Source organism: Lactobacillus sp. ESL0260, assembly GCF_003692935.1.
In the GTDB taxonomy this organism is placed as follows: domain Bacteria; phylum Bacillota; class Bacilli; order Lactobacillales; family Lactobacillaceae; genus Lactobacillus; species Lactobacillus melliventris.
Map to the genome: position 1 here is coordinate 37,304 of NZ_REHO01000004.1, position 14,363 is coordinate 51,666.

A 14,363-nucleotide genomic window follows, 5' to 3' on the forward strand; every position below is an offset into this window, starting at 1 on the left:
ATCCTTAACTAATTTCTTCTGTTTTTAGTTATCCTTTTGTCGTATTTAATGAGATCTCATACTTATCTCTGAGTTTGTTGAATTGACTAAAGTTAATTAATCCATCGGATTGCAGGCGACCTACTACTATTCCAGCAGATACCTTTGTTTTTTTAGCAAATGTTTTAATTGTGCGACTGGTGAATATTCCTTCGCTTACATAGTTTTTATATTCTTTTTGGGAGATAAAGAAGTCTGTAGCAAATTGATCAGCTTTCCTTTCCTTTTCTTGATATTGATTTTTATCCTTGTATCCAGAATAAAAATCTTCATAATATATGTGTCCCAATTCATGAACCAATGAGAACCAAAAAATATCAGCATACTTATTTTTATCAGTAATTAGAAGCAAAACACTACCGTTTTTGAATTTTTTAGTAGCTCCATTTAGTCTTGCTCCTGGAAGATTAGGCAGAGCTTCTAAAACTATACCGCAAGTTAATAATAATTTTTTAAGTTTAGGGTAGAACAGATCAGGATCCTCTAAAATCATTTTTTTAATAGTCGGTAGTATTTTTAACAACTTTTCCCTATTATATTTATTAGTTGTCTTGTTACGAGCATTGCTAGTCGCAAGCTCGAGCATAACATTCGAACAGATTATAGATTTTCTCTCATTGGTTGAGGTTGAACGCCGGTAGCTCACTGCAGCATTGAAGTCTTCTAGTCTAGTTAAATTTGAAAGGTTAAGTAATTTATGTAGAACTTCAATTTTTTGCTTTAATTTATATCTTTTCTTAGCAATATAGCCATTACTTTCTAAATAAGAAAAGTTAATGCAATTGCAAACTTTCTTTTCATTTTGATTCTTTTCATTTTCAATTTCTTCAATTTTTGAATCAAAGTTAGCTTGTAAATTCAACCATGTTTTTATTGATATACCAGTCACCTTAGACAGTTTATTGGCAATTGAAGATGTAATATTTTCTTTTCCGTTAATTATTTTACTAATAGTTTTAGGCGATACCTCAAGTCTAGCAGCAAATTCAGCTTGTGTAATATTTAAGTCTTCCACGATTTCTTCAACATAAGAACCCGGATGGAAAGCGATTAGATTTTTATATTCAATTTCGTTACTCATAATGCTTACTAACCTCCGTTATCTCAATAATAGTTATAGATTTAGACTCAGTAAAAACTTGCTCCCTTTTATACCCATCAAAAGTAGATATTATCCTATATTCACATTTTTTGCCATCAATGTCCATTGCATAAAAACCATTTTTGTCACCTCTTAAGCTATGAAATCTTAAAGGTCTGAAGGATATCACTGATGCCAAATTTTCTGAACTTTTGATAAAATTAATTCTTTTTATTAACTTTTTGGCTACCTTTTCTGGTAAATATTTTTTTGCTTGTTTCAGAGATTCACACTGTTTTTCAACCTTTTTATATTTGTAATTAATAAGCATACTTCCTCCACAAGCCTTTAAATTACCTATTAGGTAATTTAATACTATTGCTATTTAGCGTGAAAGTCAATGGTTGCAACAATATTCGTAACGTACATTCATAACAAAAAAGGACAAGTTTTTTAAACTCTTGTCCTTTATTTTGCTTATTAAATTACTTAGTCATATACAATAACCGGCTCATGTTTACTTACATTGTGCCAGACCTGCTTAATTTCCCTAGGCTTAATATTAACGCAGCCGTGTGAGCCGCCTCTTAAATAAGCTTTTTTACTCCAGTCACCGCGCCAGCCTGCGTCGTGAAAACCGCAACCGGTCAAAGTAAATGGCATCCAGTAACTGACAGGTGAAGCGTATTTGGAGCCATCATTGTTGCGTCCACGCAGTACCGCATGGCGTTGCTTATAGTGAATATACCAGACTCCTTGAGGAGTGCGGTTATTTTTATTACCATCCTTTGTCCCAGTAACAACATCGTTAAGGTGGACAACCACCTTGCCTTTGCGTACAATCCACATTTCCTGCCTTTGCAGAGAAACTACAATATAGTCATCGCCTATGCCATGATTATTTAAGCCGTAGCCTAAACCATAAGTGCTGTAGCCAAGACCATAAATATAATTTTTGCCGTCCAGATTTTTAGTTCCATTCAAAAATGCCTGCTCAACAGCTGTTTGTGCTCTTTTGACATGCACGCCCCAGCCATAGCTTTGGTTTTTAATACTAATTTTCTTTCCTGCAACTTTATTGCCTTTTGGAACCGCGAAACTATAGCTTTGATGAATTGTTGAAACATCCTGGTCAATTTTATTAAGCTTTGCCGTTAAGTTTTCGCTGTTAAGAAAAGTGTACTTGCCTTTTCTATAAATTGCCTGGTTAATTAATTTTTGTGCTTTGAGTTTATAAACTTTGCCTGCAACATGGTAATTAACTACGGCGTGGCTCATCGTTTGCATTTTTTTGTTAGCGGCATCCAGATCAGTATTGCGGTATTCATAGCTTTGCTTATTGGGCATAGTTGTATGTTGCTTTTTAAAATAAGCGGCAACTTCCCGCTTTTTAATAGTCTTGCTGCTAGGGTCACATTCAAGTGCAACTTTACCATTTTCCAGGGAAACCATGTTGTTCGCTTTCCGATTGATTTTGGCAGTTGCTTTATTAATTGTTAAGTTTCCAACTTCTACGCCATAAATGTTAACATTAGGGTTAAAATGATTTGTAGCGAATGCTTTAGCCTGCTTTTGCGCTTCGACGTGATTGTTATATAACACCACGCCAAATACAACTGCTAAAATCAGAACTATTCCGATAATAATTAAAAGCAAGTTATTGCGGTTATTGTATTTTTTTAAATTTCTTTTTGATTGCATAGTTCTACCACCGTTGGAATTTTCAAAAAAATAATTGCGGTTACAGTTTACCATCTATTGCGGCCCTAGTAAAATGCAAGATATAAGAATGTTTTTGGGAGGGATTGCTCAATGGAAAATGACCCATTAGTGTTTGATGTTAACATAGCTAAAGAAAAGCCTAATTCTTATCATAAAGTTAAAAATAATTCTGGCTGTCCCTTTTGTGATGTGGCGGGTTTGACCCATATCTTAAAAAAACAGGGTGGGATGATTTGGCTTGATAATAAATACCATACATTACATGATACGGTTCAGACTGTTTTGATTGAGTCCAATAAGCATCAAGGTGATATTACCACTTATTCGCTTGCGTATAATCGTTCTTTGATGCGTTTTTCACTGTCATGCTTTAAGCAGATGAATGATTCACACAAGTACAGATCGGTTTTATGGTATAAAAATTATGGCGAAAATTCTGGTGGCTCTCTTGCACACCCCCACATGCAAATAGTGGGTCTGGAAAAGTTGGATGGTTATAAATATATTCAACCCAATAATTTTGAGGGTATAAGTCTTTTTAATAAAGATGGAGTTGAGGTTAATGTGAGCACGCATCCAATTCAGGGCTACATTGAACTTGATTTTAATCTTCTTAATGAAAACAGTATTGATGAATGGTCCGACTGGATTCAAAGTGGAGCAAAGTATATGCTAAAAGTTTTATCAAAAGGGCGTAATAACTCCTATAACTTGTTTTTCTATCCGCGCTTTGATCGAGGCATTAGTGCTAAATTAATCTTACGTTATACGGCATCACCGTATTTTGTCGGTTATAAGCTCTCACAGGTAGACAACAAGGAGAAACTGGTCACTGAAGCCGAAAATTTTAAGCGCTTTTTTGAGTCTGGGTCAGTTTTAGAGAAAGGATTTAAAATATAGCTTTTACTGAACTAATTATTATTAAAACTAATACTTAGCAGAGATAATATTTGCGACAAATAATTCTAAGCAATATAATAGCAAGGTGTTTTTTTAAGGAGGACTTAGATGCGTAGAAAAGAAACTAAGAACCTGGCTATTACTGCTATATTTGTCGCAATCTTTTTATTGCAAACTCTCATTCCTAATATCGGCTATATTCGCATATTGCCAACTTTGCCTGCTGTAACGACTATTCCGTTGACTGTTGCCATTTATTCTTTACTTATGGGACCAATTGCCGGCACATTTTTTGGTATTTTCTGGGGCATTGCCCGCATGGTGCAGGCGTATACTCAGCCTGGCGATATTGTCAGCTTAATGCTCTTTCAAAACTTTGCGATTGCGGTAATTCCTAGTGTTTTAGCTGGTCTTTTCCCGGGACTGATTGGGAAACTAACTGCTAAAAAGAAAAATAGCATTAAAGAATTAAGCTACACATTTGCAGGTGCAGTGACTTCTTTAACTAACACGGTTTTTGTAATTCTATTAACCAGTCTAGTTTTCATGGGCAACTCTGCCAAACTGCTAGGCCATTTGGGCAGTTTTAGTCAAGGCACACCTTTAATTACTGCGTTAATAATTGCTTTAGGTTTGAACGGCCTGGTTGAGGCAGTATTTACTGCAATTGTGACACCAATTATTGTGACGCCACTCAACAAGGTGCTGCGCAGAGCGGGCTAAGAGAATAGAAGTGTTTTTAAGAAAAACTTAATATTCTTAATTGACCGTTAAAAATAAGGAAAAAGTATTCAGATAAGTCTTTCAATTTTTGAAAGGCTTATTTTTTTATTGACATTCTTGCTTTCTTACATTAGTGTATTAGATAAATAGTACAGAAGTATTACAACGAGGACTTTGCAAATGACTGAAATTTTACGAGTAGATCAAGTTACTAAAACATACGGCAAGCGGGGCGAAAAGCAGTATCAAGCTCTCAAAGGAATTAATTTTGCGGTCAATTCAGGCGAATTTGTAGCGATTATGGGTGCTTCTGGTTCTGGTAAAACGACTTTGCTCAATATCTTGTCGACTTTAGACAAGCCAACTTCAGGCAACGTTTTTATTAATCACCAAGACAACAGTACTTTAAATGCTAATCAGCTGGCTGATTTTAGAAGTCGACAAATTGGCTTTATTTTTCAAGACTTCAATCTCTTAGAGAATTTAACTAATCGTGAAAACATTGCCTTGCCTTTAAGTTTAAGAGGGAAAGCTCCCAGAAAAATTGATCCCTTAGTTGATAAAATTGCGACTAGGCTAGGAATTAAAGAGATATTGGCTAAATATCCTGCTGAGGTCTCGGGTGGGCAAAAGCAAAGGGTAGCAGCTGCCAGAGCCTTAGTGCATGAACCGGCAATTCTGCTGGCGGATGAGCCGACGGGAGCCTTGGATTCTAAGAGCGCGCGTGAATTGCTTTTTACTATGGCAGATTTGAATCAAAACGACGGTATCACCACTCTCATGGTTACCCACGACCCGTTTGCCGCCAGTTTTGCCAGCCGCATTTTATTTATTAAAGATGGCAAGATTGGTGAACAAATGCTGAAAAACGGGCAGTCGAGGCAGGAATTTTATCATCTGTTAATTGATCACTTAGATACTGATGAATAAGGAGAACAAAAATGATTTGGAAGTTGTCCTTAACGGGAATCAAGAGTCGCTTTAAAGATTACGCGGTTTTGTTTTCCGGCTTGGTTGTTGCCAGCATGATTTTTTACATGTTCCTCACAATCACCATTAATCCTACTTTTATCAAAAATGATATTGCAGCACCAAGTAACTATGTCCGCTTTACCTTTGGTTTTGGTATTGTCTTGTTGGTCATCATCACTGCGGTTTACCTGGTTTATGCCAACTCTTTTTTACTGAGCATGCGCAAACACGATTACGGCATGTACATGATGCTCGGAGCTAAGAGTACTAAAATCGGGGCACTAATTTTTCTAGAAACTCTGATAACCGGTATTTTGGCCACAATAGTGGGTATTCTGCTGGGTTTTGGTCTAACAGCCATTGTAGCGCAGCTGCTGATATCTCGTTTAGGCTTGACGGTAAAGCATTTTGCCGTTATTTTACCCAATGCTATTATCTGGACGATTATCTTCTTCATTTTCATCTTCTTATTTGGTGCTTTGAAAAATGTCCGTAAATTAACCAAGACGCCGATAATTGAATTATTGCGTGATAACCAAAAGCCGGTCGCCTACAAACGCCAGCCGGTCTTGCACTGGATTCAAGGAATACTGGGTCTGTTACTTTTAGCTGCAGGCTACTTTATTTTGGGTCTTCCAGGCGGTGCTATTTTATTTATTATTCCAGCAGCGCTGGTGACCATAGTTGCTGGTTCCTATTTCATATTTAACGCTTTTTTCAGCGCCTTAATCGGATTTTTGCTTAACCGCAGAAGCTTTTCTTATCATGGCATCCGGGTATTTACTTTAGGCCAGTTGAAATTTCGATTGCATGATTATACGCGAATTTTAACGGTGGTTTCACTGCTTTTTGCCCTGGCGCTTGGTGCTATTACTGTGGGACTTAATTTTGGCACGCTCAGTGAGCAGCTTGAAGACAATTTTTATTACGACACTACTATTATCAGTGATTCCCCAAAAGTAGCGCAGGCTAAAAGCAAACTGACGATTACCCGTGAGCAAACTTATCATTATAAGGAACAGGGCAAGTATTTATACTTTAACCGCAGTGAATTTAATAATAATCCAGTTAAAAACGTCAAGTTTTACATGAAAAATGGTCAGCCTGCCTACAGGACGATCAACTTGCCTACTAAAAAATTAGATGTGCCAGCTACATACGCTAATAATGCCTTTGGCGCTATGGTTCCTAATGGTATCGCTAAAATTATTCGCTTGGTTTCACCTGAAAAGTGGGCACAGAAAAAAGGGCAGAATAAATTTGTCAGTTTCGTAAATGTGAAAAATTTCGATCAAGATTACCCCACCATCTTAAAATTGCAAAAACAGCAGTTAAAAGAAAATTCTGCTTATGAGTATATATATACTTCGAGCAAGGCTGGCAGTTACCAGTTAATTAAGAATTTCAGCAGCGGGTTTGAATTTATGGGCTTCTTTTTAGGGATCGCCTTTCTAACCATGCTGGCTTCGACCTTAATGTTTAAGGTCTTAAGTGGTGCAGCCAGTGACAAAGTGCGCTACCAAATGTTATTTGAAATTGGTACAAGGGTGAAAGTGTTGCGTCAATCTATCAGAAATGAGATTGGAGTTCTGTTTCTTCTGCCCGGTGTATTAGGCGTAATCGATGTGCTCTTTGGCTTAAGATTATTTAAATTGCTCCTGCCGCACCCCTACCAGAACTTGTGGATTCCCTTTACGATTTTTATCGTGCTATACCTGATTTATTACTTATTAACGGTGAAGTTATATGAAAAAATCGTGCTTGCACATGAATAAAATTGGGGCGGTAATTAATACAAGTTTGTTTTTAGTAAAAGAAAAGGAGCAGTAATGATTTGGAAACTGTCCGTGACGGGTATTAAGAATAGGCTGAAAGACTATCTGGTGTTGTTTTCAGGCTTGATTGTTGCCAGCATGATTTTCTACATGTTTTTGTCAATTGCTACTAACCCTGTGTTTATTAGTAAGGATGTTTATGGTAGAGAAGCATACCTGAATTATATTTTTACCTTTGGTATTATTCTGCTTGTGATCATTACCTCGGTTTATCTTGTTTATGCCAATTCATTTTTGCTGAGCATGCGTAAGCATGACTATGGCATGTATATGATGCTCGGGGCCAAAAGCACGCGGATTGGCTTACTGATTTTTTCTGAAACTCTGTTAACTGGTTTGTTGGCTGTTTTGCTTGGAATAACACTGGGTCTAGGGTTGACCACAATAGTTACCAAGGTGCTGGTAGGTAAACTAGGGCTGGAAATTACTCACTATAAGGCAATATTGCCGAGTGCCATAATAGGAACATTGCTTTTCTTTGTTATTATCTTTCTCTTAGGTGCACTGAGCAATGTGCACAAACTTACACATACTCCGGTAATTGATCTTTTACACGAAGATCAAACTCCCATTAATCTTAATCATCATCCAGTTTTGCGGGGAATTGAAGCAATTTGCGGTGTACTTTTGCTAGCGGTCGGTTACTATGTAATGACTTTACCTACTAACTATATTTATCTTCTTATTCCCACCGCGTTAGTAACAATTATTGTCGGTTCTTTCTTTGTCTTTAATGGCGTCTTCACGGCTATTATTAATTATTTACTTAATAAAAAATCTTTTTCATATCGTGGCATTAATGAATTTACTCTGGGCCAATTAAAATTTCGCTTGCAAAGTTACACCAAGGTATTAACTATGATTTCAATTCTGTTTGCCTTGGCTTTAGGTGCAATTACCGTGGGACTTAATTTTGGCTCCATGAAGGATGAAGCGCAAAAAGGGATTTATTATGATGCTACAATTATCAGTCAGACGCCAGCAGTTAAAAAAGCAGAAGCCAAGTTAACTATTACTAATAAGCAAACATATCATTACAAAGAAAAGGGGATGCACCTCTACTTTAACCGCGCGGAATTTAACAAGCAGCCGTTGAAAGAAATGGCAGTTTATTTTCATGACAATCAAGACAATTCCCCCACTTATAAAGTAAAAACGCTGGCTACTGCTAAACTGGATAAACCGCAAACAACGGAAAACAGTATTTTTAGCCAAATGGTACCAAATGGTCTTCCTAAGAAGATACATCTAGTTTCACCAAAAAGGTGGCTGAGTATTGATGGTCAGGAAAAATTTGTCAGTTATATTAATGTGAAAGACTTTGTCCACGATTTTCCGGTGATCAATCAAATTCAAAAGCAGCAATTGAGGGAAAATCGTGACTACAAAGATACTTACCTTAATTCAAAGCCATACTATTATAGTAATGTGCTCGGCTTTACCAGTGCGTTTGAATTTATGGGCTTTTTCTTAGGAATAGCATTTCTGACCATGCTGGCTTCGACGTTAATGTTTAAAGTCTTAAGTGGTGCTGCCAGTGACAAGGTGCGCTACCAGATGCTACATGAAATTGGTGCTAGACCACGATTATTGCGCAGTTCAATCAGAAAAGAAATTGGTACTTTGTTCACCATGCCTGGAATTTTAGGCATAATAGATGTCCTTTGTGGCTTACAACTGTTTAAAACATTGCTGATATCCCCATACCATAATATCTGGATTCCATTCACAATCTTTATTGTTCTCTATTTAGGCTATTATTTGTTAACAGTTACTCTATATGAAAAAATTGTGCTGAAAACTGAATAATTTTAAAGTGAGGTATCAAAGCTAGACTAATATATTTTAATAATTATTTTGTTAAGGCTTGACGCCATTTAATCGGCGCCAAGCCTTTTAGTCTGCTCTTGATTCTTTTATTGATGTAATACCTAATGCAATCAAGCGAACGGTTGCTATCGCTTTAGAAAAAAGATTTTTGCAGAGTGATATCCGCTATGATTATACAACTACATCAAAAACACCCAGAGAACTGCTTTACGATGAGTAAACCAACTGAAAAATATTTTTTCTTTGCGGAGTTGCGGCCCAAGCTTTCTTTTAAAAAACAAAAAAAGCTAACCAGTTGGACGGAATTGACACTAACAAAAACCCATTATTCAAAAAATAATGTTTTAAAAATTAATTATTAAAATATGTTCAAGAAAACAGTTAACTCATTTAAAACATGGTAGCGCTAACTATAATTAAGTCAAAAAGTGGTCTACTTGAAGGAGCTAACCAGAAAGTTTGGTGATCTTGATGCAAAAATTAAAAAATATGCGCGTTGGACTGATAGAACTTTGTGCGACACTTATTATTGGCGGTTTGATGATAATCGCCGGCATTATTTTAGGCTTGGATTTAGCTTCCTTAATTATTAAGTTATTTAACGGTTTAATAAAACCAAATGTGCCGAATTTTAACGTCATTATTAGTTTTCTGAGGATAAATTCGGGCTTGCAAGTCGTTATGTTACTGGCAGCCTTAATAATGTTGGGCGGTATTGTAATAACTTTGAGGTTAACCAGATCCACTTTAAGTAATCTAGCTGAAAAAGAAGATGCACCTGCAATTTTTCAAAAACATTCAGGGCTAAAAATAATTGAAGTAGTTTTAGGGTTGACGGCAGTAGTTGCAGGCTACTTTATGTTAAATCTACCTAGTCAAAGCCTGTTTGACACTGTATTGCCGGCATTTATCACAATTGTGTCAGGTACTTATTTGCTTTGTCACTCGTTATTAAGCTTGGTGCCAGCAAATTGGTTTGCCAAAATTAATTTAACTAAAGGAAAAACGCAGCAGGGACTTTACCATTATGCCAGCGTTTTTACTATCATTTCACTACTCTTCGCTTTGACTATGGGCGCTCTGGCTTTAGGCCATGACGTTAATGCTTTTCCTCAAGTTATTAAAAGGGGCACATATTATGATGGGGTAATTGTTAGCAACACCGCTAATATTAAAAACGATGTTGCTCAACTAAAAATTAAAAAGCAGCAAACTTACCATTATAAAGAAACGAAAAGGCACTTTTATTTTGTTCGTAATGAGCTGGCAGATAATCCAATTAAGTATGTCAAAAATACCGGCAGAAGCAATTTTCAAGTCAAATCTATCAAGTTAGACCAATTGAATAAAAATTCTCTAGCAGGTAACAGTTTCCGCGAACTCATTCCTAATAGCAGTCAAAAAGAGAAAATAATTGCACTTTGTTCAACTGCAGAATTAAATAAGGTTAAGGGTAAAACTAAATATCTGACTTTGGTGCAGCTAAACAGTTTTGATAGAGATTGGCCATTTTTACTAAAAATTGAACATAAGCAGGCTCAAAGTAATCTTGCCTATAGTCACCTCTATAGCAACTCTAAGGCGGCTACTTATCAGCTGATTTTGGGGATGAGTAAAGAAATGAAGATCTTGGGCTATTCAGTGGCATTTGTGTTTGGCGTAAGTCTGATTACTGTTTTAATGATAGTAGTAAAAGCTGCTAAAAGAGAACAGAAGTTAGCGAATGAGAGGCTGGCTCAAAGAGCATGGCAGAGCAAAACAGGACTTTTGTTCTTTGTTCCTGCAACATTTGGTGTCTTTGATGTTTTGTTTGGCTTAAAATTTTTTGATCAGGTTTTGCCAACAGCATATTATAAAGTTTGGCTACCAATAGTATTGATGTTACTAGTTTATTTTGTTATTTATCTGATAACAGTTCGGCGGCATCACAATGCTGAATTTTAAAAAATTTAGACATAAAGATGACCCCCAAATTTGTCCTAAATTTGGGGGTCATATCATCCTGAGCGTGCTTTTTATTGTGTTTATTTAATGAAAGATAATGCCTAAAATTAGTCCGCAGACTTGCATTAACTGAAACCAAAACAAATTTTGCGGAGCCAAGTCAAAAGTTGTGGGCACTCTGTGCTTGATATTATCTTCATCAACCCAGAAAGCCATATCCTTGGTCTGCTTCTGTCTGAATGCCTGCACGTTTTTGTATAACTTAGGTAAAGTTACAAAAATTAATAGTTGCCAAATGGGTAAAAGGCGAAATATGACACTGATAGCGACTATTGCAAATGGAGCCAGGGTTAAAAAACTAAATAAGTTTAAGGAATTTTTTACGCCAATGTATGAGGGCAGGGTGTGGCGACCATTAGCCAAGTCTTGCTTTAAGTCGCAGGTATTATCCGCCAGCATTGTCGCCGCGTTAAAGAATGCTTGCGGTAAAGCTACCCAAAAAATTAATAATAGATTGGCTAAGTTGCCTCCGACACTAAATTGCGGCCAATCAAAATTCAAATAGGCTAATTGGGTTACGGGAGAATTGATGTAAACCGCTAAGAACATAATTCCCAGCCCTTCGAATAAGCCGGCAAGAATTTCGCCTAGCGGTACTCTGGAAAAGGGAACGGGCCCATAGGTGTAAAATACAGCGACAAAAAGTCCGGGAGCGCCGATCAGTAAAATAAAAAGATTGGTTCGCACAGTTAGCCAAATTCCCAAGACTGCTGCAATTAAAAGTAAGCTAAGCATAACCGCCATTGCGGTTGCTGGTGATAAATTACGTTTGCCAATTAAATTGTGTTCTTTTTGATAGTCCCGGCTTTTGGCTAAGCGATAATCTTGGACATTGTTAAAGCCTGTAACAAATAAAGCTATTGCTCCTTGAGCAATTAAATATATTAAAGAATTCTGCCAACTAAAAGTATGAAAATAAAAATAAGCAAACAGTATCCCTAATAAATACGGCATTAAGCTGTTTAACTTGGTATTAAGCCGCACCAGTTCAAAAAAATCAGTTATAGTAAAATGACTGTACTTCTTTTTAGCCTCCATCACGTTTTCCTTTCAGAGCATTATTTTAGTATAAAAGTTAATTATTAGTTTTTAAGTTTTGCAAGTCTATAGCCATTACCTGAAAACAATTTGAATTTATTTTTTAAGCCGGAAGTAATATATACTTTTTTCTTTTTGGTGATAAATATTGCTTCTACACCAGGTTTATGTTCTACATAATCATAGCCTTTTTTCAAACCGCGATTAAATACAGCAGTTGAAAGGCCATCGCCAGTGGTTGAACGCTTGGCAATAATTGTGACACTTAACAAGTTGTTTTGACAAGGGTAACCTGTTTGAGGATTCATTAAGTGGCTATAAACTTTATTACCGACTTTGAGGTATCGTTCATAAATACCTGATGTTACTGCAGTTGCATTCTTTTGCGGTAAAGAGCCGATGGCATCACCACGCGCAGCGCTGGGATCCTGAATACCTACCGTCCAGTTACTGTTATTCGTAGGAGAATTGCCCATAACATAAACGTTTCCGCCTAAATCAATAATCGCGCTGGTCACACCATTTTTTTGCAAAACTTTCATGACTTCATCAGAAATAAATCCTTTGGCCATGCCACCTAAATCGAGCATCATTTTCTTTTTCTTAAGAAAAACAGTTTGTTTCTGATCATTAAAAATCACATTATGATAATTAATTAATGGCAGCCGTTTTTTGATGGTACTTGGCTTAGGTTTATGGGCGTCAGGAAAGCCAATCCGCCATAAACTGGTAATTGGTCCGATTGTTAAGTCGAATGTACCAGCGGAAATTTTACTATAATAGTAAGCATCTTTGCACATACGGTAAATAGTGGGAGTAACTTTTACCGGTTTAATTCCGGCATATTTGTTAATTTTGTCTATTTCACTGCCTTTTTGATTAACGGTAGTTTCAGTGGCTAACTGTTTAATGCGCTTAAAACCCGCTTTTAAGGCTTTTTGCTGGTGTTTATTGTAAATTTTAATGGTGCAAACTGTTCCCATTAGAAATTGAGTATCTGAAGTAGGGGTAGTGGTAACAGCGGTTTTGGCCGGTGCTGTGTCTTTACTCTGAGTTGAGCAAGCTGTCAGGTTGAAGCTTGCTAATAGTGATACGAGTATCAGCAAAAACTTGTTTGTTTGCTTCTTCATATAATTTATTTCTCCTAATAAAAAAGAGCGGCTAAATGTCACTCTTTTTGTGATTAACTAATTATCTTTTTATTCCTGGTAAACGATATTGTCAACCTTGATAGTTCCGCTTTTACCTTTTTGAGCGGCATTAATTAGTTGTTCAGCGTAAGCAATAAATGAATGAGAAGATTCTGTTGCTCCTGAAACAGCTTGTACTTTTTCGGTGTTGCCTTTAGCTTTGATGAATTCCTTTTGTAATTTTGGAATGTATTCTTTAGGGCCAATCTTGTTAACCTTCTTCATTTGCTTTTCATAAGCAGCATTTTTGGTCTTGGAAACGCCCTTTTTATTAACTTGGTCGTAAGTAAAGTCACTAATTTTACCTTTTTTAATTACCATAGTTAAAACTTGACGATAGCCGTGACTATAATTCTTTTCAGCTAATTTATATGTACCATCCTTCATCTTCTTATTGTTATTGATGTGAATAGTGGCTGTATCACCTTTTTGAGCGGCTTGAGTTAGCTGGTTGACATAGTTCTTTAAAGTATTACTGGAACTGGTTGCTCCAGAAACAACTTGAATGGCACTGGAATTAGCACCACTTGCGGCAAATGATTTTTGTAATTTTGGAATGTATTCTTTAGGGCCAATCTTTGCTTGAGAATACTTCTTCATTTGTGCTTCATATTTAGTATCCTTTGCCTTTGACTTGCCGTTCTTGTCTACATTGTCGTAACTGGTGTCTGTAACCTTGCCACCTTTAACAGTCATAGAAACCTTTACTTTATAGCCATTGAAATAGTTGTCTTCTACTAATTTGTAAACACCGTCTTGCAGTTTACCACCGGCAATTTGCTTAGGAGCTTTCTTTTTCTCAACTTTGCTTACCTTTGGCTTAGAATCGCTTGAAGAACTTTTCTTAGCTGTTGTTGAACAAGCACTTAATAAAAGTGTAGAGAGTGCCAGAATGGCAGTACTATATATTAAATTATTCTTTTTCATAATATCTCCCTCAGTAATAATAAAAGATTATAACATTGTGTACGTGTTCACTTACTATAATTATAAGATAGAGCTCTACTTTGTGCAACTACAAAATATGAA

General features: G+C 36.4%; 13 protein-coding genes. 6 read left to right on the plus strand and 7 right to left on the minus strand.

Annotated features, from left to right (window positions below; genetic code table 11):
- Positions 1-28 precede the first annotated feature (28 nt).
- The 3 genes from F5ESL0260_RS01090 to F5ESL0260_RS01100 all read right to left on the minus strand — a co-directional run bounded on the left by F5ESL0260_RS01090 (position 29) and on the right by F5ESL0260_RS01100 (position 2,821).
- Positions 29-1,120 (minus strand): HigA family addiction module antitoxin, encoded by a 1,092-nt coding sequence (locus F5ESL0260_RS01090; RefSeq protein ID WP_122025556.1) that lies wholly within the window; start codon positions 1,118-1,120, stop codon positions 29-31.
- Positions 1,113-1,451, minus strand: a complete 339-nt coding sequence (locus F5ESL0260_RS01095) for a type II toxin-antitoxin system RelE/ParE family toxin (protein WP_122025557.1) — start codon at positions 1,449-1,451, stop codon at positions 1,113-1,115. Before F5ESL0260_RS01095 ends, F5ESL0260_RS01090 begins: the two co-directional genes overlap by 8 nt.
- A 158-nt stretch (positions 1,452-1,609) precedes the next feature.
- Entirely contained in the window at positions 1,610-2,821 is a 1,212-nt protein-coding gene (locus F5ESL0260_RS01100) for a L,D-transpeptidase family protein (RefSeq protein WP_122025677.1), read from the minus strand.
- A gap of 111 nt (positions 2,822-2,932) precedes the next feature.
- On the opposite strand from F5ESL0260_RS01100, the gene F5ESL0260_RS01105 reads away from it, so the two are divergent.
- From F5ESL0260_RS01105 to F5ESL0260_RS01125, 5 genes are all read left to right on the plus strand, one after another.
- Positions 2,933-3,742 (plus strand): DUF4931 domain-containing protein, encoded by an 810-nt coding sequence (locus F5ESL0260_RS01105; protein ID WP_122025558.1) that lies wholly within the window; start codon positions 2,933-2,935, stop codon positions 3,740-3,742.
- A gap of 108 nt (positions 3,743-3,850) precedes the next feature.
- Positions 3,851-4,465, plus strand: a complete 615-nt coding sequence (locus tag F5ESL0260_RS01110; protein WP_122025559.1) for an ECF transporter S component — start codon at positions 3,851-3,853, stop codon at positions 4,463-4,465.
- Between the two features lie 180 nt (positions 4,466-4,645).
- Positions 4,646-5,395 carry an ABC transporter ATP-binding protein gene (locus F5ESL0260_RS01115; protein ID WP_122025560.1) on the plus strand — a complete coding sequence of 250 codons (750 nt, stop codon included), beginning with the start codon at positions 4,646-4,648 and terminating at the stop codon, positions 5,393-5,395.
- Between the two features lie 11 nt (positions 5,396-5,406).
- A complete protein-coding gene (locus F5ESL0260_RS01120; protein ID WP_122025561.1) occupies positions 5,407-7,212 on the plus strand; it encodes an FtsX-like permease family protein in 1,806 nt (601 codons plus the stop codon).
- A 54-nt stretch (positions 7,213-7,266) separates the two neighbouring features.
- The gene (locus F5ESL0260_RS01125) at positions 7,267-9,081 is read left to right on the plus strand and encodes an FtsX-like permease family protein (protein WP_122025562.1); all 1,815 of its coding nucleotides are present in this window, start codon (positions 7,267-7,269) and stop codon (positions 9,079-9,081) included.
- A gap of 43 nt (positions 9,082-9,124) precedes the next feature.
- Here F5ESL0260_RS01125 and F5ESL0260_RS09600 read toward each other — a convergent pair whose 3' ends face one another.
- On the minus strand, positions 9,125-9,208 hold the full coding sequence (locus F5ESL0260_RS09600; protein ID WP_370448576.1) for a hypothetical protein: 84 nt from the start codon (positions 9,206-9,208) through the stop codon (positions 9,125-9,127).
- Between the two features lie 365 nt (positions 9,209-9,573).
- On the opposite strand from F5ESL0260_RS09600, the gene F5ESL0260_RS01130 reads away from it, so the two are divergent.
- A complete protein-coding gene (locus tag F5ESL0260_RS01130; RefSeq protein ID WP_122025563.1) occupies positions 9,574-11,046 on the plus strand; it encodes a hypothetical protein in 1,473 nt (490 codons plus the stop codon).
- An 84-nt stretch (positions 11,047-11,130) separates the two neighbouring features.
- On the opposite strand, the gene F5ESL0260_RS01135 is transcribed toward F5ESL0260_RS01130, so the two are convergent.
- From F5ESL0260_RS01135 to pplA, 3 genes are all read right to left on the minus strand, one after another.
- A complete protein-coding gene (locus F5ESL0260_RS01135; RefSeq protein ID WP_122025564.1) occupies positions 11,131-12,144 on the minus strand; it encodes a UbiA family prenyltransferase in 1,014 nt (337 codons plus the stop codon).
- Between the two features lie 44 nt (positions 12,145-12,188).
- Positions 12,189-13,274, minus strand: coding sequence for an FAD:protein FMN transferase (locus F5ESL0260_RS01140; RefSeq protein ID WP_046324193.1), 1,086 nt, complete (start codon positions 13,272-13,274; stop codon positions 12,189-12,191).
- Positions 13,275-13,343: 69 nt separating this feature from the next.
- Positions 13,344-14,261 carry an extracellular electron transfer flavoprotein PplA gene (pplA, locus tag F5ESL0260_RS01145; RefSeq protein ID WP_046324194.1) on the minus strand — a complete coding sequence of 306 codons (918 nt, stop codon included), beginning with the start codon at positions 14,259-14,261 and terminating at the stop codon, positions 13,344-13,346.
- Between the last annotated feature and the right edge of the window lie 102 nt (positions 14,262-14,363).